This is a genomic window from Serratia sp. PF-27, assembly GCF_030053255.1.
Lineage (GTDB): Bacteria > Pseudomonadota > Gammaproteobacteria > Enterobacterales > Enterobacteriaceae > Serratia > Serratia bockelmannii.
In genome coordinates this window covers 225,990-246,692 of sequence record NZ_JASGBT010000015.1, presented here as the reverse complement: position 1 = coordinate 246,692, position 20,703 = coordinate 225,990, and the positions used below count along the sequence as shown (strand labels likewise).

Annotated in this window: 18 protein-coding genes; 6 read left to right on the top strand and 12 right to left on the bottom strand. The window is 60.5% G+C overall.

The genetic code is table 11. The features are described 5' to 3' along the window. Positions 1-2: 2 nt before the first annotated feature. From bioD to QMZ29_RS06135, 3 genes are all read right to left on the bottom strand, one after another. On the bottom strand, positions 3-668 hold the full coding sequence (gene bioD / locus QMZ29_RS06145; protein ID WP_025302714.1) for a dethiobiotin synthase: 666 nt from the start codon (positions 666-668) through the stop codon (positions 3-5). Positions 669-812: 144 nt separating this feature from the next. Beyond that, positions 813-2,030 (bottom strand): sugar metabolism global transcriptional regulator Mlc, encoded by a 1,218-nt coding sequence (mlc, locus tag QMZ29_RS06140; RefSeq protein ID WP_025302713.1) that lies wholly within the window; start codon positions 2,028-2,030, stop codon positions 813-815. A 159-nt stretch (positions 2,031-2,189) separates the two neighbouring features. Further along, entirely contained in the window at positions 2,190-3,080 is an 891-nt protein-coding gene (locus tag QMZ29_RS06135; protein WP_049203481.1) for a LysR substrate-binding domain-containing protein, read from the bottom strand. Positions 3,081-3,227: 147 nt separating this feature from the next. On the opposite strand from QMZ29_RS06135, the gene QMZ29_RS06130 reads away from it, so the two are divergent. Further along, positions 3,228-4,496, top strand: a complete 1,269-nt coding sequence (locus QMZ29_RS06130) for an MFS transporter (RefSeq protein ID WP_031300458.1) — start codon at positions 3,228-3,230, stop codon at positions 4,494-4,496. A 51-nt stretch (positions 4,497-4,547) separates the two neighbouring features. Here QMZ29_RS06130 and QMZ29_RS06125 read toward each other — a convergent pair whose 3' ends face one another. Both QMZ29_RS06125 and QMZ29_RS06120 read right to left on the bottom strand, forming a co-directional pair. Continuing rightward, entirely contained in the window at positions 4,548-5,834 is a 1,287-nt protein-coding gene (locus tag QMZ29_RS06125; protein ID WP_392396792.1) for a glycoside hydrolase family 10-like protein, read from the bottom strand. A 126-nt stretch (positions 5,835-5,960) separates the two neighbouring features. Continuing rightward, the gene (locus QMZ29_RS06120) at positions 5,961-7,757 is read right to left on the bottom strand and encodes a glycoside hydrolase family 3 protein (RefSeq protein WP_197780518.1); all 1,797 of its coding nucleotides are present in this window, start codon (positions 7,755-7,757) and stop codon (positions 5,961-5,963) included. A gap of 366 nt (positions 7,758-8,123) precedes the next feature. Here QMZ29_RS06120 and tus point away from each other — a divergent pair, with 366 nt between their 5' ends. After that, on the top strand, positions 8,124-9,062 hold the full coding sequence (gene tus, locus QMZ29_RS06115) for a DNA replication terminus site-binding protein (protein WP_197780521.1): 939 nt from the start codon (positions 8,124-8,126) through the stop codon (positions 9,060-9,062). Here tus and QMZ29_RS06110 read toward each other — a convergent pair. The 3 genes from QMZ29_RS06110 to QMZ29_RS06100 all read right to left on the bottom strand — a co-directional run bounded on the left by QMZ29_RS06110 (position 9,052) and on the right by QMZ29_RS06100 (position 11,092). Further along, complete coding sequence (locus tag QMZ29_RS06110) at positions 9,052-9,420, bottom strand: VOC family protein (RefSeq protein WP_028128189.1); 369 nt, start codon at positions 9,418-9,420, stop codon at positions 9,052-9,054. The two genes, tus and QMZ29_RS06110, sit on opposite strands and share 11 nt — an antisense overlap. A gap of 90 nt (positions 9,421-9,510) precedes the next feature. Then, positions 9,511-10,200, bottom strand: coding sequence for a helix-turn-helix transcriptional regulator (locus QMZ29_RS06105; RefSeq protein WP_049208131.1), 690 nt, complete (start codon positions 10,198-10,200; stop codon positions 9,511-9,513). A gap of 1 nt (position 10,201) precedes the next feature. Further along, positions 10,202-11,092: a LysR family transcriptional regulator gene (locus tag QMZ29_RS06100; RefSeq protein WP_025302705.1), complete on the bottom strand. Its 891-nt coding sequence runs from the start codon at positions 11,090-11,092 to the stop codon at positions 10,202-10,204. Between the two features lie 103 nt (positions 11,093-11,195). Here QMZ29_RS06100 and QMZ29_RS06095 point away from each other — a divergent pair, with 103 nt between their 5' ends. Beyond that, complete coding sequence (locus QMZ29_RS06095; RefSeq protein WP_147823744.1) at positions 11,196-11,861, top strand: peroxiredoxin-like family protein; 666 nt, start codon at positions 11,196-11,198, stop codon at positions 11,859-11,861. Between the two features lie 48 nt (positions 11,862-11,909). Here the strand turns inward: QMZ29_RS06095 and fumC are convergent, their stop codons facing one another. After that, on the bottom strand, positions 11,910-13,307 hold the full coding sequence (fumC, locus tag QMZ29_RS06090; RefSeq protein WP_025302703.1) for a class II fumarate hydratase: 1,398 nt from the start codon (positions 13,305-13,307) through the stop codon (positions 11,910-11,912). A 231-nt stretch (positions 13,308-13,538) separates the two neighbouring features. Continuing rightward, positions 13,539-13,874 carry a hypothetical protein gene (locus QMZ29_RS06085; protein WP_169541210.1) on the bottom strand — a complete coding sequence of 112 codons (336 nt, stop codon included), beginning with the start codon at positions 13,872-13,874 and terminating at the stop codon, positions 13,539-13,541. Positions 13,875-14,350: 476 nt separating this feature from the next. Between QMZ29_RS06085 and manA the strand changes: the two genes are divergently transcribed. Next, complete coding sequence (gene manA / locus QMZ29_RS06080) at positions 14,351-15,529, top strand: mannose-6-phosphate isomerase (protein ID WP_197770207.1); 1,179 nt, start codon at positions 14,351-14,353, stop codon at positions 15,527-15,529. Between the two features lie 140 nt (positions 15,530-15,669). After that, positions 15,670-17,202: a YdgA family protein gene (locus QMZ29_RS06075; protein ID WP_089195836.1), complete on the top strand. Its 1,533-nt coding sequence runs from the start codon at positions 15,670-15,672 to the stop codon at positions 17,200-17,202. Positions 17,203-17,246: 44 nt separating this feature from the next. On the opposite strand, the gene QMZ29_RS06070 is transcribed toward QMZ29_RS06075, so the two are convergent. Then, the gene (locus QMZ29_RS06070; RefSeq protein ID WP_261425862.1) at positions 17,247-18,410 is read right to left on the bottom strand and encodes a serine hydrolase domain-containing protein; all 1,164 of its coding nucleotides are present in this window, start codon (positions 18,408-18,410) and stop codon (positions 17,247-17,249) included. A gap of 102 nt (positions 18,411-18,512) precedes the next feature. Between QMZ29_RS06070 and QMZ29_RS06065 the strand changes: the two genes are divergently transcribed. Beyond that, a complete protein-coding gene (locus QMZ29_RS06065; RefSeq protein WP_089180855.1) occupies positions 18,513-19,421 on the top strand; it encodes a LysR family transcriptional regulator in 909 nt (302 codons plus the stop codon). Positions 19,422-19,447: 26 nt separating this feature from the next. Here QMZ29_RS06065 and blaSRT read toward each other — a convergent pair whose 3' ends face one another. Beyond that, the gene (gene blaSRT, locus QMZ29_RS06060) at positions 19,448-20,584 is read right to left on the bottom strand and encodes an SRT/SST family class C beta-lactamase (RefSeq protein WP_261425857.1); all 1,137 of its coding nucleotides are present in this window, start codon (positions 20,582-20,584) and stop codon (positions 19,448-19,450) included. Between the last annotated feature and the right edge of the window lie 119 nt (positions 20,585-20,703).

The window sequence follows — 20,703 nt, the reverse complement described above, 5'->3', positions numbered from 1 at the left end:
GGCTACAGCAACGTGGAAATATCGAGGTAGTGCGCCAGTTCGCGCTGCTCCGCGCGCGGCAGATACGGAATTTCACCCAGCAGCGGCGCGGAAATGCGCTGCTGCAGCGCCGTGATGGTTTCGGCGTAGTGCGCCAACCCCGGATTGATGCGGTTGGCCACCCAGCCCAGCAGCGGCAGGCCGTCGTTGATGATCGACTGCGCGGTCAGCAGCGCGTGGCTGACGCAGCCCAGCTTGATGCCCACCACCAGCACCACCGGCAGTTGCTCCTGCACCACCCATTCGGCGTACGGCCGCAGATCGTTCATCAGCACGCGCCAGCCGCCGCTGCCCTCCACCACCACCGTATCGGCTTTGGCGGACAGATCCCGCAGGCCGCTGCTCATCAGGCCATAGTTGATATCCTCGGTCGCATGCGCGTGAAACACCTCATCCAGACAAGTGATGGGGTTGATCTCCTCGTAGGACAGCGGCAAGGTTGAAGATGCCTGCAACACCAAAGCGTCTTTATTGCGGATGCCCTCGCTGGTTTCCTGGCAGCGCGCGGCGATCGGCTTGTAGCCGGCCACTGAACGGCCTTCGGCGGCCAGCGCCTGCATCAACCCGCGGGAAACCACGGTTTTACCGACGTCGGTATCCGTGCCTGTCACAAATAAACGCTTCAACATGAATAAAATGCCCCAGAATGCCCCGTTAACAATGTGTCGCCGCATCGGCGGCGAAGAAGTCTTTCGGAAAAATTCTAGGGGATGCTGCCACGTAGGGGCTTGAGGTAGCTCAATCTTTTGCGGGATTAATAAGAAGTTCTGATGTTAGCCTTGCAGCAATTGCACCAGCAGCGAACCGTTGTACAGCGCCTCTTTCACCAGCGCGGCGCCAGGCATGGTGCCCTTATTGAAGAACTGCGTGGATTCGACCTTGACCTGCTCGCTGTAGGCCGGCAGCGCCTGCTGGCGAATGCAGGACGCGATGGCCGGGTGCAGGATCTCCGCCGCGCGGTTGAGCGGCGAGCCCACCAGGATCTTCTCCGGATTGAACAGGTTGACCATGATCGCCAGAATGCGCCCCACGCTGTGGCCGACGCCGAGAATGATGTCCCGCGCCAGCTGATCGCCCGCCAGCGCGGCGTCGCACAGCGATTCAACGGTCAGCGGCGCGCCGTGCAGGCTGGAGCTCATCGAACCGCTCAGCCGCTGCTGGGCGATCTCCAGGATGTTCTCGATGCTGGCTACGGTTTCAAGGCAGCCGTGGTTGCCGCAATAGCAGCGTTTGCCGTACGGATCGACCTGGGTGTGGCCGATCTCCACCACGCTGTGGCTGCCGGCGTGCAGCACGTGGCCGCCGGTGATCACCCCGGCGCCGACGTTGTGGTCGATCACCACCTGAATCACGTTCTGGCTGCCGCGCGAGGCGCCATACAGCGCCTCGGCCATGGTCCAGGCGCTGATGTCATGCTGCAGGTAAACCGGCAGGCCGGTGCGGGTTTCCAGCGCCGGGCCGAGCGGCATCTCCAGCACGTCGTAAAACGGCATGCGGTGCACCACGCCGGACTGCACGTCGATCATGCCCGGCAGCGTGATGGCGATCGCCGTCAGCCGCTCCAGCTTGCTTTGGTGGCGGATAAAGAATTGGTCGACTTCGGTCAGGATGCGTTTCAGCAGCGGTTCAGGGTGTTCGGCCGCCAGCGGCAGCAACTCTTCCACCACCAGTTTGCTGCTGAGATCGCGCAGCGCCAGCGTGATGCTGCCGCGGCTGATACGGGCGGAAAGGTAATGCCAAGCCTCGGTGTCCAGCACCAGCCCCACCGCCGGGCGGCCCCGGCTGCCGATTTCCTGGTACTCGGTTTCCTTGACCAGATGGGCTTCCAGCAGTTCGCGCACGATCTTGGTGATGCTGGCGGGCGCCAGCTGTGCGCGTTTTGACAGTTCGATACGCGAAATCGGGCCCAGCTGATCGATTAGCCGATAAACCGCCCCCGCATTGGTCTGCTTGATTTGATCGATATGCCCAGGCTGCCCAACCGCAATCACAAACCGGCTCCTACTATTTTTCGCGCTTCTAAATAAAGACTAGGGGTTATGGTGGGGCTTTTGTCATACAGCGTCAACTATTTGATTCGTTATGTGATTTGCTGCACAAATTCCTCGCAATTTCAGCGTGAATTGATTTTTATTTGCCCAACCTCAACGTCATTTCAGCATCAACGCCATCAGCGCCTGCGCCGCGGCGGTCAGCGGCCGGCGGCGGTGATGAACCAGCCAAACTTCGGTGGTGGCGTCCGGCTCCGCCAGCGGCAAATAGCGCACGCCGTCCACCCGCACTCGGGCGAATGACGCTGGCAAAATCGACACCCCCAACCCGGCGGAGACCAGCCCGATGATGGTCATCGCTTCCCCCACTTCCTGGGTGATATAGGGAGTAATGCCGGCCTTGCCGAGCAGCAGCAGAATTTCGTCATACAGCGCGGTGCCCACTTCGCGCGAGAAGAACACGAACGGCTCCTGCGCCAGGTGTTGAAAACGCAGCGCGCCGCCGGGCGTTTCCGCCAGCGGATGCCCCTCCGGCACCACCGCCACCAGCGGTTCGCGCAGCAACAGCTGATAGTGCAGCGCTTCCGGCAGCCGCGTGTTGCGCATCACCCCCAGATCCAGCTCACCGTTCAGCAGCGGTTCGATCTGCTGTTTGGTGTTGATTTCGCGCATTTTGATATGCACCTGCGGGGACTGCTGACGAAAGGTGCGCAGGCTGCGCGCCACCACGCCGATAAAGGGCGCGGAAGAGGTAAAGCCGATGGTCATTTCCCCCAGTTCGCCACGATCCAGACGCGCCGCCTTTTCCGCCGCGCGCCCGACCTGATCGAGCACCTGGTAGGCTTCTTTGAGGAACATTTCCCCGGCCTGGGTCAAACTGACGTTGCGGTTGTTGCGCGCCAGCAGCCGCGCGCCGACCATCTCTTCCAGCGCCTGGATTTGCTGGCTGAGCGGTGGCTGGGAGATCCGCAACCGCTCGGCGGCACGGCCAAAATGCAGCTCTTCCGCCACGGCAATAAAGTAACGCAGGTGTCTCAGTTCGATATTCATATTTAAAACATCTTAATTTGAATTATTAATATATTAGACAAAAAATTCGCCACTCCCTATCATTTTGTTATCTGCAAAGTGTCTGTTTATCTCCCCGAAGTTCGGTAAGGAAACGCTGTGACAACCCCTGTGCGTTCTGCGGCCGTGATGCCGTCGACGCTGGCCGCCAACGATGACGCGGCCGCTGCGCCAAAAGTAAAACGCTCCACCCTCAACAACAAACTCCCCTATATCGAACGCGGCACGCCGCAGTTTATGCGCGTAACGCTGGCGCTGTTTTCCGCCGGGCTGGCAACCTTCGCGCTGCTCTACTGCGTGCAGCCGATCCTGCCGGTGCTGTCGCAAGACTTCGGCGTATCGCCGGCGGAAAGCAGCCTGTCGCTTTCGGTCTCTACCGGCCTGCTGGCGATCGGCCTGATGTTCACCGGGCCGCTGTCAGACGCCATCGGCCGTAAATCGGTGATGGTGGTAGCGCTGCTGCTGGCGGCGGTCTGCACGCTGATCTGCGCCTTTATGACCAGCTGGCACGGCATTTTGCTGATGCGCGCGCTGATCGGCCTGTCGCTGAGCGGCGTGGCGGCGGTCGGCATGACCTATCTCAGCGAAGAGATCCATCCCAGCTTCGTCGCCTTCTCGATGGGGCTATACATCAGCGGCAACTCGATCGGCGGCATGAGCGGTCGCCTGGTGACCGGGGTATTGACCGACTTCTTCTCCTGGCGCGTATCGCTCGGGGTCATCGGCCTGTTCGCCCTCGCCGCCGCCTGCATGTTCTGGCGTATCCTGCCTGCCTCGCGGCATTTTCGCGCCAGCTCGCTGCGCCCGCGCACCCTGCTGATCAACTTCAAGCTGCATTGGCACGATAAGGGCTTGCCGCTGCTGTTCGCGGAAGGTTTCCTGCTGATGGGCAGCTTCGTCACCCTGTTCAACTATATCGGCTATCGCCTGCTGGCGGATCCTTACCACCTGAGCCAGGCGATTGTCGGCCTGCTGTCGGTGGTGTACCTCACCGGTTCCTACAGCTCGCCCAAGGCCGGCGCGCTCACCTCACGCTTCGGACGTGGCCCGGTGCTGCTGGCGTCAATCGTGATTATGCTGATCGGGATCCTGATTACCGCGCTACCGCAGGTGCCGGCGATCTTTATCGGCATGATGCTGTTCACCGCCGGTTTCTTCGCCGCCCACTCGGTGGCCAGCAGCTGGATTGGCCGCCGTGCGCGCCGCGCCAAAGGCCAGGCGTCGTCGCTGTATCTGTTCTGCTATTACGTCGGCTCCAGCGTGGCCGGCACCCTCGGCGGCGTGTTCTGGCACAGCTTCGGCTGGAATGGCGTAGCGGCGTTTATCAGCCTGATGCTGTTGCTGGCGCTGCTGGTGGTGCATTACCTGAAACGCCTGCCGGAAGCCGCTCGTCTTTGAAAAGAAAAAGCCGCGGCGATTTGCCGCGGCTCGTCCTGCCAGTGCCTGTGATTATTGACCGGTTTTCCAGCGGGTGCGCAGGTACTCCACGGCCTTATCCGTTTGCGGCTCGGTCAGATAGCGTTGCCGGAACAGGATGGTTCCCCCCATCCCCGGCAGGCTCTCGTTGAGATCCAACTGCCTTTTCAGCTCGGGAACGCCGCCATCGACGGTCCAGGCCGGCTCGCTGGCCGATGGCGTGCCCACTTTATACAGCGCCACCCCGGCATAGAGCCGAACCGGCGTGCCTTTCACCACCTCGGCCCACCAGTTGGCCAGCACGTCGTAGCGGACAATTTCACGATCAAAAGGCCAATACAGCTGTGGTGCGATATAGTCGAGCAGCCCCAGTTTTACCCACTGGCGCGTATCGGCATAGGCCGTATCGTACGATGGCGCCCCTGCCCGCGTCGCCGAGCCGGCAGGATCGTCCGCTTGGTTTCGCCATACGCCCGCCGGGCTGACGCCAAACGCAACCGCGGGTTTCAACGCTTTGACGGTGGCTGAAACCTGTTTTATCAATTGCAGCGTGTTGTCCCTGCGCCAGGCGGCTTTGTCTGCAAACCCTTTGCCGTAGGCGCGATACGTCTTCCCATCATCCAGCGGCGATTGCGGCGTTTCGTAATAGAAATAATCGTCAAATTGAATGCCATCGACATCATAGTTTTTGACTATTTCAGCCACTACGCCAGTGATCCAGTTGCGCACGTCGGGTAAGCCAGGATCGAGCACGAAGCGGTCGTTGGCCGTGCGGATCCAGTCAGGATGCAGCGCATAGACGCTGGCCGGTGGGGACTGCAACGTCTGATTAAGTGCATCAATCGTTTGCTGTAGGGTATTCATGGAAACCCGATAAGGGTTCAGCCAGGCGTGGACCTTGATACCGCGCCGGTGCGCTTCTTGCAGCATAAAGGCCAGCGGATCATAACCCGGATCCTGGCCCACGGTGCCGGTCAAGACCTCAGACCAAGGCAAGATGTCAGAACGCCACAGGGCCGTTCCGTCCGGTTTAACCTGAAAATACACTGTGTTAATCCCGGTTTTCACCATGTCGTCCAGCGCATCCGTCAGCCCCTGCTGCTGCAGGCGCACCCGCTCTTGCGCCGTTTCCGCTTTCAGGGAGGCCGCCGGCGGCCAGTCCAAGCCAATGACCGTGGCCAGCCAGATGCCCCGCATCGGTGTAACCGGCGGTGTCGGCTGTGCAGGTTTCTCCGGTTCGGGGGGCTTGGCGCATCCGCTCACGCCCAGCATGGCGGCCATCAACAGCCATCCGCCTAGTTTTGTTGCGCCTGTCGGCATAAATATTCTCCTTCCGTGAGTGACGGTTATCCCATGTCGTTTCGTGCAGAGCAAGAAACCGCCCGCTTTCTCAACGCGAGAAAGCTGCCGGCGTCGCCCTTTCTGACGACGCCGGTACTTGTCCCATTACCAGCTCAGCCCGGTCCCGCGAGGGAATGCGATCTTGCCCGTGTTGGTCTCCACATCGTAGTCATGCCAGGTGTTGACCGGCAGTTTTCCGTGCGGTGTGATTTTTCCCGTCAGCACCTGTGCCAGAGATATCATCGAGGGACCGCGCCACACGCCGCTGTCATACCCGTAGTAAGAATAGGTGGCGACGGCCGCCTCCACGTCTGCGGCATAGTTCACGATATCGTAAGGTGCGCGCAGTGAGAGGTGAACGCGCTTTTTCCCCTGTTCGGCGGCGTATTTCAACCAGCCCGGATAAGGGATGCTGTCATTACTCGCTCCGGTTGCGGAGGTAATGACCCCATCCTGTTCAGCAGGCGTAAAGCGGGTCGAAAGCGTGCCGAGCAGGAACACGTCGCAATCGGCAATATGCGCCCTGACCTGAGCATCGCTCAGTTCCGTTTCCTTCGCGGCAACGACGTTCTGGTAGCCTTCCTGTGCCATCACGTTAGCGATGCCTTTGGCCTGCTCACCCCACGGGGTCAGGATAAAATAGCGCAGCGCTTTGTCTTTCAACGGCAGCAGGCTGTGACGGTTGATAACCACGGTAATGGAGCGATCGGCAATGCGCTTTTCCAGCTTGTGCGCTGACAACGCGACGTCGTTGGAACAAGGTTTATCGCTATGCCCCATCAAGCCATGGCGTAATTTCAGGCGCAAAATGCGCTCGACCGAGGCATCGATATCAGCCTCGCTGAGATGCCCCGTTTTCACCCTTTCCGCAAGATAACGAATCAGGTCCGGCAGCAGGTTAGCCTGGGCCGGCGAAGCGATGCTGACAGGCATCAGGGCGATATCCACCCCGGCGGCAAAGACGTTTTCAGCCGCCCCCTGTTGGGTGAAGTGCTCAGCAATCGCGCCCATATCCAGCGCGTCTGAAATCGTTACGCCGGCATACCCCAACTCATTGCGCAGAATCTGTGTCTGAATTTCATGCGACATGGTGGCCGGCACCGTGATTTTTTCGCCGCTGCGGGTAGCGATCTGGCGGTTGTCCAGAGCCGGATACTGAATATGCGCGGTCATGACCATGTCCGGCGCCGCGCAGCGATCGATAGCTTGCTTATAGGGGGCGATATCGATGGCAAAAGCCTCTTCCCGCGTGCGATCGACGCGCGGCAAACCGGTATGCGAGTCGGTGGAGGTGCTGCCATGGCCAGGGAAGTGTTTGTAAGCGGTGATCAGCCCTTGCTGCTTCATCCCCGCCACTATTTTCTCGGCCAGGCGGGACACGGTGTTCTTATCATCGCTGAAGGCGCGAACGTTAATCACCGGGTTGAACGGGTTGGTGTTGACGTCCACGACCGGGGCAAAGTTGGTATTGATATGCAACGCGCGCATATCCTGGGCCATCAGCTTGCCCTGTTCAACGGCGAGCTGTTTATCCGCACCGCCCTCAATCGCCGCCGCCAGCGCCATATTGCCGGGGAATGAGGCATAGTCGCCGCGCGGCAGCCGGAAAACGTTACCGCCCTCATTATCCGTGCCGATAAACAGGCGAATGCCGGCGTGCGTTTTCATCGCGGCATACCAGGCCGTCAACGTTTTGATCTGCTGCTTGTCTTTAAGATTATTGGCGAACAGGATCACCCCGCCCACGTGGTTATCGGCGATCAGCTTGCCAATGGCTTCATCGGGAACAGTCATATCCTGATTGCTGCTACCGTTCCGATCCCAGTAGCGAAAATCCAGCATGATTTTTTGCCCGATCTTCTCTTCCAGCGTCATGTTTTTGACTTTCTGTTTAATATCCACAGTAAACCTCCTGTTAAAGCACCCGTTAATGACAGAAGAAAAGATAACCCCAAGGGCTCATAGCGTCCTGCCATTCTGTTTGTTCCAGCGATTGGACAACGGCAAACGAGAAATGGACTAAACAAAAAATAAACGAGCGGGAAAAAATTCATCCATGAATCAAAACCATAAGAAGACCAGGTTTATTTTCGACAATCACGCTTACCCGCATGTGTGGCAGACGAGCGAGAGAATTCCCCCTGCTACCCGCCCTATTTCCCCCTGGTAAGCCGGGCGGGCAGTTAAGCCGAGTATTTCCCCATCGCCGATGTTGCCCCCAGCCTGCTACTCTCCTATAGTATGTTGTAACTAAAATAGGAGCGTACGATGAGCAGATACGATGTGATTGGCCGAATGAATGCCTGCTTTGTCGAGCTAGAGCAGGCGCTGGGCGCATTGCAGCAGCAGATCACCCCGCTGCGCTTGCTGGCAGCGCGGGTGTTCAGCCTGCCGGAGGTTGAAAAAGGCCAGGAACATCAGGCTATCTCGCATATCGCGGTCGAACAGCATGTGGGACAAGCGGCGCGCGATCTGGCGCTGGAGCATTATCAGCGGCTGTTCATCCACCATAACCGGGAGAATGTCAGCAGCAAGGCCGCCGTGCGGCTGCCCGGCGTTATCTGTCTGGCGGTGGAGCAACCGGAATATCTGACGCTGCAGGCGCAGCTGGCGCTGGTCAACCGCCTGAAGGGCGAACTGGAGCAGATTATCACCGTCGATTCCGGTCTGGCGCCGGAGCAGCGTTTCGAGTTCGTACACACCCATCTGCACGGGCTGATTACCCTCAGCGCCTACCGCACCCTCACCGCCCTGACCAACCCCGACTCGGTGCGCTTCGGCTGGGCCAACAAGCACATCATCAAAAACGTCAAGCGGGACGACATCCTGGCGCAGCTGGAGAAAAGCCTGAAAGCCGGCCGCGCGGTGCCGCCGCACAGCCGTGAACAGTGGGCCACCCTGGTCAGCCGCGAAATAGACGATGTCAGCCGTCTGCCGCAGCACGCGACGCTGAAAATCAAGCGGCCGGTCAAAGTGCAGCCGATCGCCCGCGTGTGGTATCAGCAGCAGCAAAAGCAGGTGCAGCACCCCTGCCCGCTGCCGCTGATCGCCCTGTGTCAGGTAGAGAGCGGCGCCGCAGTGCCGAAGATTGGCGAGCTGCTCAACTACGACGTTGACGCGGTGAAACACCGTTACAAACCCGACGCCCGACCGCTGCGGCTGCTGGTGCCGCGCTTGCACCTGTATGCCGATGACGCTACTCGCTGAGGGCATATACCCGCAGGCGATGGCCGTCCGGATCCCGTGCGACGAAGGTGTAACCGAATTCCATCTCGGTCGGCGTTTGCTCGATAGGCAGCCCGAGTTCGCGCCACTGGTTATAGCGCGCTTCGACCTCTTGCGGATCCTGGCACAAGAAGCCCAGCTCACCGCCGCCGCCGGTCAACGTGGCAGCGGGTTTTACCCCCTGTTTGGCCCACATCCCCAGCTTGAAGCCGTTGTTGAGCACAAACAGGGCGAAGCCGGGAGAAAGCTCTACCGGCGCCTGTCCCAGTAAACGTTGATAAAAGGCGGCACTGTTCAGCGGGTTGTCGACGTAAAGCAGGGTCATGCTGGGAAGGGTCATCGGTCTGTCCTCTGGATGATGGGAACCGGCCGGTTCCCGATAGGCACAGACTAAGGCGCGCGACTGACAGTTTATGGCAGCAGCGTGCCGCTATTGCTCCGCAATGCCCTCGCAGAGGCGCCACTCTTTCAGCAGCCGCCGCCGTCCGCGCGGATAGCGCGGTTCCAACGGCGTGGCGGCCTGGATGCGATCGAGGCGAAAATGACGAAAGGCCTGGCGCAGCTCGCACCAGGCGACCAACATCTGGAACTGGTCGAAAAAACCCAGTGCAAAGGGCCACAACAGGCGTTCGCTGCGCTGCCCCGCCAGGTCAAGATAGTCGATATGCAGCTTGCGCTCGCGGCGGATGGTGTCACGGATCAGCACCCGCAGCTCATCCGCCACCGGCGGCGCCTGAACCGGCGCTATCAACAGCGTGTTGGCCTCAAGCTCCTCCCGCAGTGCCGGCGGCAGCACGTCGGCGATCTTGGCCAGCGCCTGGCCCGCCGCACTCGCCAGCTGACTGTCGCCGTGGCGGCTGACCCAGCGCATCCCCAGCACCAGTGCTTCTGTCTCCGCCTGCGAGAACATCAGCGGCGGTAGCATGAAGCCGGGGCGCAGCACATAACCGACGCCCGCCTCGCCGGCGATCTCCGCCCCCTGCTGCTGCAGCGTGGCGATATCGCGGTACAGCGTGCGCATGCTGATGCCCAGCGTCTGCGCCAGCGCATGGCCCGCTACAGGATAACGGTGGCTACGCAACAGCTGCATCAGATCGAGTAAACGTTGTGCGCGCGACATATCACGGCTCCCTGCATAACGCGGTTTGGACAAAATCGGCAAAGGCCCGCGCCTTGGCCGAAACGAAATGGCCGCCGGGGAACACCGCCCACAGCGCCAGCGGCGGCAGTTGCCAGTCCGCTAAGGCCGCAATCGCCGCCCCGCTTTGCAGCTCGTTGCGAAACATGCCTTCGCTGGCGACGGTAGCACCGAAGTCCGCCATCACCAGCTCGCGCACGCACTCCGCCGCGTTGACCCGCATGCGCCCTGGCAGCCGCAGCGTGCGCTGTTCCTCTCCACGGCTGAAGCGCCACTGCTCGCCGCCGCCACGGTGATGGTAAATCACCATCTCATGCTGCAACAGATCTTCCGGCCGCTGCGGCATACCGGCAGCGGCAAAATAGCCGGGCGTGCCGATCACGCATTGCTTTACCTCACCCAGCTTGCGGGCGGTAAAGCCGGAATCCTCCAATTCGCCAATACACAGGGCAATATCGATGCCCTCTTCAATCAGCGACAAATTGCCGTCATCCAGCAGCAGATCGACGTTCAACCGCGGATTGGCGCGCATAAACGCCGTCAAATCAGGCAAGGGAACGATGCGGGCGAACACCGCCGCCGAAGCGACCCGAAGCCGGCCGCTCAGGGTCTCGCCAGCGCTCTGCACCAGCGCTTCGGTCTCCGCCAGCTCGTTAAGGATACGTCGGGTGCGTTGATACAGCTGCTGTCCCGCATCCGTCGGCTGCAGGCCGTGGGTCGAGCGCAGCATCAGGCGCGTGCCGAGCTGCTGTTCCAGCCGCGCCACCGCTTTTGAGACCGCCGGCTGCCCCACATGCAGCCGCCGCGCTGCCGCGGTAAAGGAACCGCTCTCGTAAACGCAGGCATAGGTTTCGTAATCGGCAAATTTACCCATGACATTCCTTGATGGAATAACGGTTAGCATTTATTGCAGTCTACACGCGCCATTTAGGAATGGGCAAGATGAGCGCTCCCCCTCATTCCCATCAGGAGAACGCATGACACTGCAAGACAAACTCGATGCCTTCAAAGTGGCATTCGAAACCGACCAACTGCCGTTCAAACTCGCGGCGCAAGATCACGCGCTGATGCGTGAGGCGACCCAGGCGCAGATCGCGTCGGGCATTACCGAATGCGCGCTGACGGTCGGCGACGCCGCGCCCGGCTTTATCCTACCGGACAGCGAAAACCGGCCATGCTCTTCCGCGGCGCTGTTGGCGAAGGGCCCACTGGTCATCAGTTTCTATCGCGGGGTCTGGTGCCCTTACTGTACGCTCGATCTGCAGGCGCTGCAGGCCGCACTCCCCGCCATCACGCATCACGGCGCGCAGCTCGTGGCCATTTCACCGCAGAGCGCGGTGCATAACCGCCAGGCCGCGCGCGATCACGATCTCACCTTTCCGCTGCTCAGCGATGCAGGCAATCGCCTGGCGGCTCAATTCGGCCTGCGTTACCGCCTGCCGGACGCGCTGATCGCCCTGTATCAACAGCGGCTCGGCCTCGATCTGGCGCAGTTCAACCAGGATGACAGCTGGACGCTGCCGCTGCCGGCGCGGTTCGTCATTACTCCCGATGGCCGTATTGTCTACGCCGAAGCGCACGCCGATTACACCCGGCGGCCGGAGCCGCAGGCGCTGTTGTCGGTGCTGGAAGGATTAGCATGAAAAGACGGGGCGCAACCGCGCCCCGTTAAGAGATGGTGATGAACGCGGTTACTTCTGCATGCTGCCGACCATCGCCTCCGGGCGTACCCATTCATCGAACTGCGCTTCGGTCAGATAGCCGAGCTTCAGCGCCGCGGCTTTCAGCGTCAGCCCTTCCTTGTGCGCTTTCTTGGCGATTTCCGCCGCTTTGTCATAACCGATATGGGTGTTGAGCGCCGTCACCAGCATCAGCGATTCATTCAGCAACTGGGTGATGCGATCGCGGTTCGGTTCGATGCCCACCGCGCAGTGCTCGTTAAAGCCCTGCATGCCGTCGGCCAGCAGGCGAATCGACTGCAGGTAGTTGTGGATCACCATCGGGCGAAACACGTTCAGCTCGAAGTTGCCGGAAGCCCCGCCGATGTTCACCGCCACGTCGTTGCCCAGCACCTGCGCGCACAGCATGGTCATCGCTTCGCACTGGGTCGGGTTGACCTTGCCCGGCATGATGGAGCTGCCCGGCTCGTTCTCCGGGATCGAGATCTCGCCGATGCCGCAGCGCGGGCCAGACGCCAGCCAGCGCACGTCGTTGGCGATCTTCATCAGCGAAGCCGCCAGCCCTTTCAGCGCGCCATGCCCTTGCACCAACGCATCGCAGGTCGCCAGCGCTTCGAACTTGTTCGGCGCGGTGACGAACGGCTGATGGGTCAATTCCGCCAGCGCTTTAGCGACGCGCACCGCGTACTCCGGATGGGTATTCAGGCCGGTGCCGACCGCCGTGCCGCCCAGCGCCAGCTCGGCGATGTGCGGAATACTGTCCTCGATGTGTTTCAGATTGTGCGCCAGCATCGCCGCCCAGCCAGAGATTTCCTGCCCCAGGGTCAGCGGCGTGGCGTCCTGCAGGTGGGTGCGGCCGATTTTAACGATGTCGCGGTAGGCTTCGGCCTTGTCGCTCAGCGTCTTGTGCAGCACTTTCAGCTCGGGGATCAGGTGCTCGCGCAGCGCAATCACCGCCGCCACGTGCATCGCGGTGGGAAACACGTCGTTGGAGCTCTGGCTTTTATTGACGTCGTCGTTCGGATGCACCTTGCGCTCTTCACCGCGCACGCCGCCCAGTAGCTCGCTGGCGCGATTGGCCAACACTTCGTTCATGTTCATGTTGGTCTGGGTACCGGAGCCGGTTTGCCAGATGGACAGCGGGAACTGGTCAGCATGACGATCCGCCAGCACTTCGTCGGCGGCGTTGATGATGGCGGCACCCCGCTCGGCCGGCAGCAGCCCCAGATCCACGTTCACCTGCGCGGCGGCGCGCTTGGTCAACGCCAGCGCGTGGATCAGCGCGGTCGGCATCTTTTCGGAGGAAATACGGAAATGCGCCAACGAACGCTGGGTTTGCGCGCCCCACAGCTTGTCGGCCGCGACTTCGATGGGGCCCATAGAGTCTTTTTCGATACGAACGCCTGCCATCATGATCTCCTTAGCATAATTCCTAAAATTGTAGGGTTAGGCCGACGCGCTACCCCCCCGTCGGCATGCACTCCCAGTATAGTGACATAATAACTATTCGCATTAAGAGAGTTATCTCACAGCACGTTTCATCTCTTTTACCCATCAATGACGCGGTTATTTTCCGCCGGTTAATCCGCGCCGAAATAAACGGCCGGAAATGAGTCCGGAGAATAAAAATGTGGGTAGCCATTAACGCGGATGACGCGAATTAAAATTATTGATGCGTTGCGCCTGTAAATGATTGAGCTCATCGATACGTTGTTGCTGCAGATGATTGATCTCGTCATAGGCGTCCTGCCGTTCATTATGCCGATACGCCCCGGTCGCCACCGCGCCGGCGGTAAGTGCCAGCGGGTGCGCCACGGGTGCGATCGCGGTGGGAACCGCTACCGGCGCGGGTGCAACGACGATCGGTGCCGGCGCGATCACCACGGCGCGCGGAGCCGCGTAGGGATAGGCGACAATCACCGCCGCCTGAGCTGCGCCGGTGCAAAAGCCCAACAACAACAACAACAGTTTTTTCATGCAACAGACCTCTTGTTTCGTTAAATCGACTCGTTGGCCGTTACGGTAAAGGGGTCTGACGCGCCGGTTTAAGCTCGGCGTGTGATCGCCCGGCGCAGCGCGAGAATAATAATAAGGGAATGGCTCAGACGGTAAAAAATAAATTCAGCCGACATAGTTTGACATGCTGAAGAATAAATAATGACGCAGGATAAGCGGGCTATCGGCAATAACCCATTCTCCCAAAGAATAATCTTGCGACGGATTTTCTGGGCCGCGTTGAGACCTGCGCACCAATTGAGACGCCGATCGTTATCACGCTATACTTTGGCCCCGTTGCCGGGCGCGACGTTATCCGGCGATGTTTTGATCGCGCCCATGATTTTTCCTGCCGACGCGAGGGTATGATGGTCGTCGGCATAGATTGAGTTAACCGTATAAAATCAGAAGGTTAATTGCCAATAGTGCGGCAATGACGCAGAAGGACGTTTATCGACATGCAAAAAATGACCAACGCGGTACAGAATTACGCTTGGGGCAGCCACGACGCGCTGACCCGTCTTTACGGCATCGCCAACCCGGATAATCAGCCGATGGCCGAACTGTGGATGGGCGCCCATCCCAAGAGCCCTTCCCGCGTGCCGGGCGCCGACGGTGAACTGCGTTCGCTGCGCGATCTGATCGACGAAGACCAGTCAAAACAGCTGGGCGCCAACGTCGCCAGCCGTTTTGGCGAGTTGCCGTTCCTGTTTAAAGTGCTGTGCGCCGATCAGCCGCTGTCGATCCAGGTCCACCCGAGCAAAGCGGCGGCCGAGGTCGGCTTCGCGAAAGAGAACGCCGCCGGCATCCCGCTGAGCGCCGCCGAACGCAACTACAAAGATCCCAATCACAAGCCCGAGCTGGTGTTCGCGCTGACGCCGTTCCTGGCGATGAACGGTTTTCGTGAATTGGCCGATATCGTTTCCCTGCTGCAACCTATCGCCGGCGCGCACCACGATATCGCCGCCTTCCTGCAGCAGCCGGACACCGCCCATCTGTCTACCCTGTTCGCCAGCCTGTTGACGATGAGCGGCGAGCAGAAGTCGCTGGCACTCGGCGTGCTGAAAGCCGCGCTCAACAACCAGCAGGGTGAACCCTGGGATACCGTGCGGTTCATCGCCGGTTTCTATCCGGACGACAGCGGCCTGTTCTCACCGCTGCTGCTGAACGTGGTGCAGCTCGCGCCGGGCGAAGCGATGTTCCTGTATGCCGAAACGCCGCACGCCTACCTGAAAGGCGTGGCGCTGGAAGTGATGGCCAACTCGGATAACGTGCTGCGTGCCGGCCTGACGCCGAAATTTATCGACGTGCCCGAGCTGCTGGCCAACCTGCAGTTTCGCCCGCAGCCGGCTTCCGGCCTGCTGACCCAACCGGAGCGGCGCGGCAACGAGCTGTTCTTCCCGATCCCGGTGGAAGATTTCGCCTTCTCACTGCACGATTTGACCGCCGCGCCGCAGGCGCTGGCACAGCGGAGCGCGGCTATCGTGTTCTGCGTCAGCGGCGAAGCAACGCTGGAAAAATCCGGGCAGCGCCTGACGCTCAAACCGGGTGAATCCTGCTTTATCGGCGCCTTCGAATCCCCGGTCAACGTCAGCGGCAGCGGCCGCATCGCCCGGGTTTATAACCAACTGGCCTAACCGTTGATAAATTTCAGCAAATTGCTTGCTGAAAGCGAGAGCTGCCCCCACAATTGAACGCCTGCGGGCGTTTTTTGGCGGCCCCTATTTGCCCCTCCCACGCAACGGAGGGTGATAAGAAAAAAGGATGAAACAGAGCTATGAAAAAATCGTTAGTCGCTGTCAGCGTCATTGTCGTTCTTGGCGCAGCATGGACCGGGGCATCCTGGTACACCGGGAAACAGATCGAGCAGCACATGGGCGAAGTCGTCGACAACGCCAACGGCCAACTGAAAGCCTACCTGCCGAAAGCCGGCGTCAAGCTGAGCTATGAAAATTACCAGCGCGGCCTGTTCAGCAGTAAAGTGCGTTATGTGCTGCGTTCCGACGGCACGGATACCAGTGAAAACGCGGCGCTGAAAGCCGGTGAAGAAGTGGCGTTCCTGGAAACCATCGATCACGGTCCGTTCCCGTTCGCGCAGCTGAAAAAATTCAACCTGCTGCCGAGCATGGCGTCGGTGCATACCGAGCTGGAAAACACCCCGGCGGTGAAAGGCCTGTTTGAAACCACCAAAGGCAAATCGCTGTTTACCGCCGATTCGCGCATCTCGTACAGCGGCGATACCGCGTCCACCATCGACTTTATCCCACTGGACTACCAGAAGGATAAATCTTCGTTGAAATTCAGCGGCGCCACCATTGACGCCGACGTGTCCCGCGATCTGAAAAAATTCGCGCTGGACGCCAATAGCGACACTATCGTGTTCGCCAGCCCGAACGAATTCGGCCAAAACGAGCAGATCACCTTCCAGGGCTTCAACCTGAAAGGCAACAGCAACGAAAGCAAGTTCGGCGTGAAGCTCGGCGATCAGACGATGACCCTGAAACAGTTCAAACTGACGATCGACGGTAAAGACACCGTGGCGTTGGACGGTTTCAATCTGGTGAGCAAGTTCGGCGAGCAAGGCAGCAGCAACATCGGCGGCCAGATCGATTACACCATGGACGCGCTCAAGGTGCAGGGCAACGACTTCGGCGCCGGTAAACTGACGCTGAAAATCGACAACGTCGACGGCAAGGCGCTGAAAGACTTCTCCGACAGCTACAACCGCCAAACCATGGCGCTGCTGCAGCAGGGCGAGAACCTGGATCCGGACGTCTACGAACAGCAGACCTCCGAGATGCTGCAAAAGAACCTGCCGATGCTGCTGAAAGGCAACCCAAGCCTCAGCATCGCCCCGCTGAGCTGGAAAAACAGCAAGGGTGAGAGCCTCTTCACGCTGGATCTGGCGATGACCGATCCGAGCAAGGCCGCCTCCCCGGCACAGTCGCCGGATCAAGTGATCGCTCAGGCGGTCAAAAAGCTGGATCTCAGCCTGACCATTCCAGAAGCGATGGCCACCGAAGTGACCGCGAAGACCGCTCTGTTGCAGGGTTACAATGAGGAAGACGCGCAGAAATTGGCGCAGCAGCAAGTGCAGGGCCTGGCGGCCATGGGCCAGATGTTCAAGCTGACCACCCAGAAAGACGGCGTGATCGCGAGCCAGTTCCACTACGCTGACAATCAGGTTGACCTGAACGGCAACAAGATGTCGCTGCAGGAGTTCATCGGCCAGTTCGCCATGCTGGGCGCCCCGGCGGAAGACGCTGAACCGGCGCAGGAAGCGGAACCCGCTCCGGCACCGGCGCAGTAATCGCCTGAAAGCCTGACAAGGGCCCCCTGCGGGGCCCTTTTTATTTACCCCTGCAGCGCCGCATACACCGCATCGCGGATCTGCTGCGGATAGCGGCCGCACATGCCCTCAAACGCGGTGTTGGTCAGTATCACCACGCTCAGCTGCGCCTGTGGATCAAAGAACCAGCTGTGGCCATAAACGCCGCCCCAGGTCAGCGTGCCGACATGCTGCGGCGTCTGCGCCGCTTCTGCGTCCACCAGCAGCGCGCCGCCGAAACCAAATCCCCAGCCCGGCCCTTGCGTTTGCGCCTGCGCCCCCACATGCGGACTGCGCAGCAACGCCACCGTGTCCGGCTGCAAGATGCCCTGCCCGCCGCTGCGCAACGCTTCCACCAGCTGCAGCACATCGTCGGCATCGCCGACCATGCCCGCGCCGCCGGAAGGATAAGCCTCCGCGTTAAGCGCCCGCGCGGGTGAAAACAGCACCTCGCCCCCCGCCATCTCCTCCGGCAGCGCCACCCGCAGGCCTTCATGCATGCGCTGCGGCCCTTGCGGCGTGTTGTAATACGGCGTCGCCAGATTCGCGGCGTCCGTCGTATAAAACGCGGTATTGCCGAGCCCCAGCGGCCGCGCCACCCATTCGACAAACAGCTGCGGCAGCGGCATGCCCGTCACCCGCTCCAACACCGCGCCAAGCACGTCGATAGCCAGCGAATAATTGAAGCGCTCTCCCGGTTGCGACAGCAACGGTGCCTGCGCCAACAGCCGCAGGTTTTGCTCCAGCGTCAGCGTCGACAGCTCCACGCCGTCCTGGATCCCCAACTGATGGTAAACGCCTGCCGGCGGTTGGTTCAGCCGATAGTCCAGCCCGGCGGTATGACTCAGCAAATGACGGATCTTGATCGTCGGGCGCCGGCCATCCGCCAGCGCCGGGGTAAACCACGGCAGCCAGTCGCTGACCGCATCGTCCAGGCTCAGCTTGCCCCGTTCAATCAGGCGCAGCGCCGCCAGCGTGGTATAGGGTTTGGAAACCGACGACAGCCGAAACTGCGTTTCTCGCCGCATCGACCGCCGCGCTTCGCGATCGGCATAACCGGCCGCGCCGGCGTAACAAATCTCGCCCTGCCGCGCCACCAGCACCACGCTGCCTACGATGCGCCCTTCGGCCATCGCCTGTTGATCGATCGCCGCGATCCGTTCTGTTAACGCCCGTTGTGTTGCCGACATGATTTTTATCTCGCTGAGGGAAAGTAAAACCAGTCTAAAACGTTCGTCATAAATTAAAATAAGACATAATTTAATGAATCATTAAGCACAGGTTATTAATAGATGAGTTCACTCCTGCAACTGCTGCCCTATTTCGAAGCCGTCGCACGCCTGGGCAACTTTACCCGCGCAGCCAACCAACTGGGCGTCACGCCGCCGGCGGTGTCACAAAACATTCAGGCGCTGGAGAATCAGCTGGGGGTGCGCTTATTTCACCGCACCAGCCGCTCGGTGCGCCTCAGCGACGAGGGCCGGTTGTTCTATCAGAAGGTCTCGCCGGCCATGAGCCAGATCGACGTAGCGGCAGACGACGTGCGCACCCTGGGCGCACAGCCGGCGGGCCTGCTGCGCATCACGCTGCCGCAACTGGCCGCTTCGCTGCTGGTGATGCCGCATCTGGCGGAATTTCAACGGCGCTATCCCGAAGTACAGCTTGAGCTGTTTACCGAAGACCGCTTTTCCGATCTGGTGCTGGGCAGTTTCGATGCCGGCATTCGCATGCACGCGATGCTGCAAAAGGACATGATCGCCGTGCCAATCGACAACGGCCAGCGCCGGGTGCTGGTCGCCTCGCCCGACTATCTGACGCGCTGCGGCGTACCGGCCACGCCGGACGATCTGCCAGCTCACCACTGCCTGCGCTACCGCTTTCCCGGCAGCGGAAAAATGGAGCCCTGGTATTTCAGCCTGGGCGACGATGAACGCGCGCTGGACGTCAGCGGCAGTTTGATCTTTAACGAGGATCGGTTGATCAAGGATGCGGCATTGGCGGGCCTGGGTATCGCACAGCGTTTTCAGGGCACGGTGGTGCAAGAACTGGCGCAGGGGCAACTGGTGGAAGTGCTGCCGGAGTATGCCAGCGAGGCATCGGGATTTTTCATCTACTTTCCCGCCGGCAGGCATCTGCCGCTCAAGCTGCGCGCCTTTATCGATTACATGCGCGAGCGGCGTGAACGGCAGCATCGGTGGTAGGGGCGCCTCGCCGTCGCCCCTGAGCGTCAGTGCTTCTCCAGCGCCTGGATGATGTGGTAAGCCGCCTCGACGCGATCGTCATTCGGGAACCACTTGTTGGCCAACATCACCACGGCGATATTCTTCGCCGGGATAAACACCGCGTAGGTGGAGAAACCGCCGGTAGAGCCGGTTTTGTTATACCAGCCGGCGCGCAATTCCGGCTGCGGCGGCGTGATGGCGGTGGCCGGCGTGCCGTTCATGATCATCCCGGCGTTGTTGCCTTCAACCAAACGCGACAGCTTCACCGGATACGGGTAGTTCTCCCACATCAGATCCTGCGTGAACGCACCCGCCTTGTAATAACCGACGTGCGTGGCGGCCAGCGCCTCGCGCCACGGCTGCGCCACCGTCACCTGCTGCAGGTTGGCGTCCAGATAGCGAATCAGATCGCGGGCGTTGGACTTGATGCCGTAAGACTCGGCGTCCAGCGGGCCGGGGTTGACGCGCACCGGCTTATCGTCCTTGCTGTAGCCCTGCGCATAGTTGGCCATCTGCGCCGCCGGCACCTGAACGTAGGTGTGGCTCATGCCCAACGCCGGCAGCATCCCCTGTTCCATCGCCTGGATAAACGGCTGGTCGAGGCTCTTGGCGGCGATCATGCCCAGCATGCCGATGCCGAGGTTGGAATAGACGCGGTAGCTGCCCGCCGGGTGTTTCGGCTGCCAGGCCCGGTAGTACGCCATCAGTTGGGCGTTGTCGGTTACGTCATCCGGCACGAACAGCGGCAAACCGGAGGTATGCGTCGCCAGATTCAGCAGGCTGACGCCGTCGAAGGCGCTGCCGCGCAGCTCGGGCAGGTAGCGGCTGGCCGGGTCTTTAAACGACAGTTTGCCCTGCTGCTGCGCATAGACCGCCAGCGTCGCGGTGAAGGTTTTGCTCAGCGAGCCCACTTCGAACAGCGTCTGCTCGGTGATCGGTTTGCCGGTCTGCTTCGAGGCAACGCCATACGGGTAAATCTGCTGTTTGCCGTCGACCGACACGGCGATCGCCATGCCCGGCACGCCATATTTTTTCATCAGCGGCTGAATAACGGCGTCGATATCCTGCTGCTGCGCGGCGTGCGCGGTCGGCAGGATCAGTGCGGCGATCAGCGCGGCCGCCAGGCGGTTCATTTTCGTCATGATAGAAGCTCTTAGGTTGCAGGGCATCGGCCGCGGCCAAAAGTTTTTGTTGGCGTTATACACGGCGCTTTCCCTGATTGATGATGTCATTCCTTTACGGCTGCCGCGACGTTCTCAGC

Bases quoted from the DNA above. Each gene is read 5' to 3' on its own strand.
- QMZ29_RS06075 (WP_089195836.1), top strand. From the start codon at position 15,670: ATGAAAAAATCGTTAGTCGCTGTCAGCGTCATTGTCGTTCTTGGCGCA.
- QMZ29_RS06130 (WP_031300458.1), top strand. From the start codon at position 3,228: ATGCCGTCGACGCTGGCCGCCAACGATGACGCGGCCGCTGCGCCAAAA.
- blaSRT (WP_261425857.1), bottom strand. From the start codon at position 20,584: ATGACGAAAATGAACCGCCTGGCGGCCGCGCTGATCGCCGCACTGATC.
- QMZ29_RS06095 (WP_147823744.1), top strand. From the start codon at position 11,196: ATGACACTGCAAGACAAACTCGATGCCTTCAAAGTGGCATTCGAAACC.
- QMZ29_RS06085 (WP_169541210.1), bottom strand. From the start codon at position 13,874: ATGAAAAAACTGTTGTTGTTGTTGTTGGGCTTTTGCACCGGCGCAGCT.
- QMZ29_RS06110 (WP_028128189.1), bottom strand. From the start codon at position 9,420: ATGACCCTTCCCAGCATGACCCTGCTTTACGTCGACAACCCGCTGAAC.
- QMZ29_RS06100 (WP_025302705.1), bottom strand. From the start codon at position 11,092: ATGGGTAAATTTGCCGATTACGAAACCTATGCCTGCGTTTACGAGAGC.
- QMZ29_RS06105 (WP_049208131.1), bottom strand. From the start codon at position 10,200: ATGTCGCGCGCACAACGTTTACTCGATCTGATGCAGCTGTTGCGTAGC.
- manA (WP_197770207.1), top strand. From the start codon at position 14,351: ATGCAAAAAATGACCAACGCGGTACAGAATTACGCTTGGGGCAGCCAC.
- bioD (WP_025302714.1), bottom strand. From the start codon at position 668: ATGTTGAAGCGTTTATTTGTGACAGGCACGGATACCGACGTCGGTAAA.
- QMZ29_RS06065 (WP_089180855.1), top strand. From the start codon at position 18,513: ATGAGTTCACTCCTGCAACTGCTGCCCTATTTCGAAGCCGTCGCACGC.
- fumC (WP_025302703.1), bottom strand. From the start codon at position 13,307: ATGGCAGGCGTTCGTATCGAAAAAGACTCTATGGGCCCCATCGAAGTC.
- QMZ29_RS06070 (WP_261425862.1), bottom strand. From the start codon at position 18,410: ATGTCGGCAACACAACGGGCGTTAACAGAACGGATCGCGGCGATCGAT.
- tus (WP_197780521.1), top strand. From the start codon at position 8,124: ATGAGCAGATACGATGTGATTGGCCGAATGAATGCCTGCTTTGTCGAG.
- QMZ29_RS06135 (WP_049203481.1), bottom strand. From the start codon at position 3,080: ATGAATATCGAACTGAGACACCTGCGTTACTTTATTGCCGTGGCGGAA.
- QMZ29_RS06125 (WP_392396792.1), bottom strand. From the start codon at position 5,834: ATGCCGACAGGCGCAACAAAACTAGGCGGATGGCTGTTGATGGCCGCC.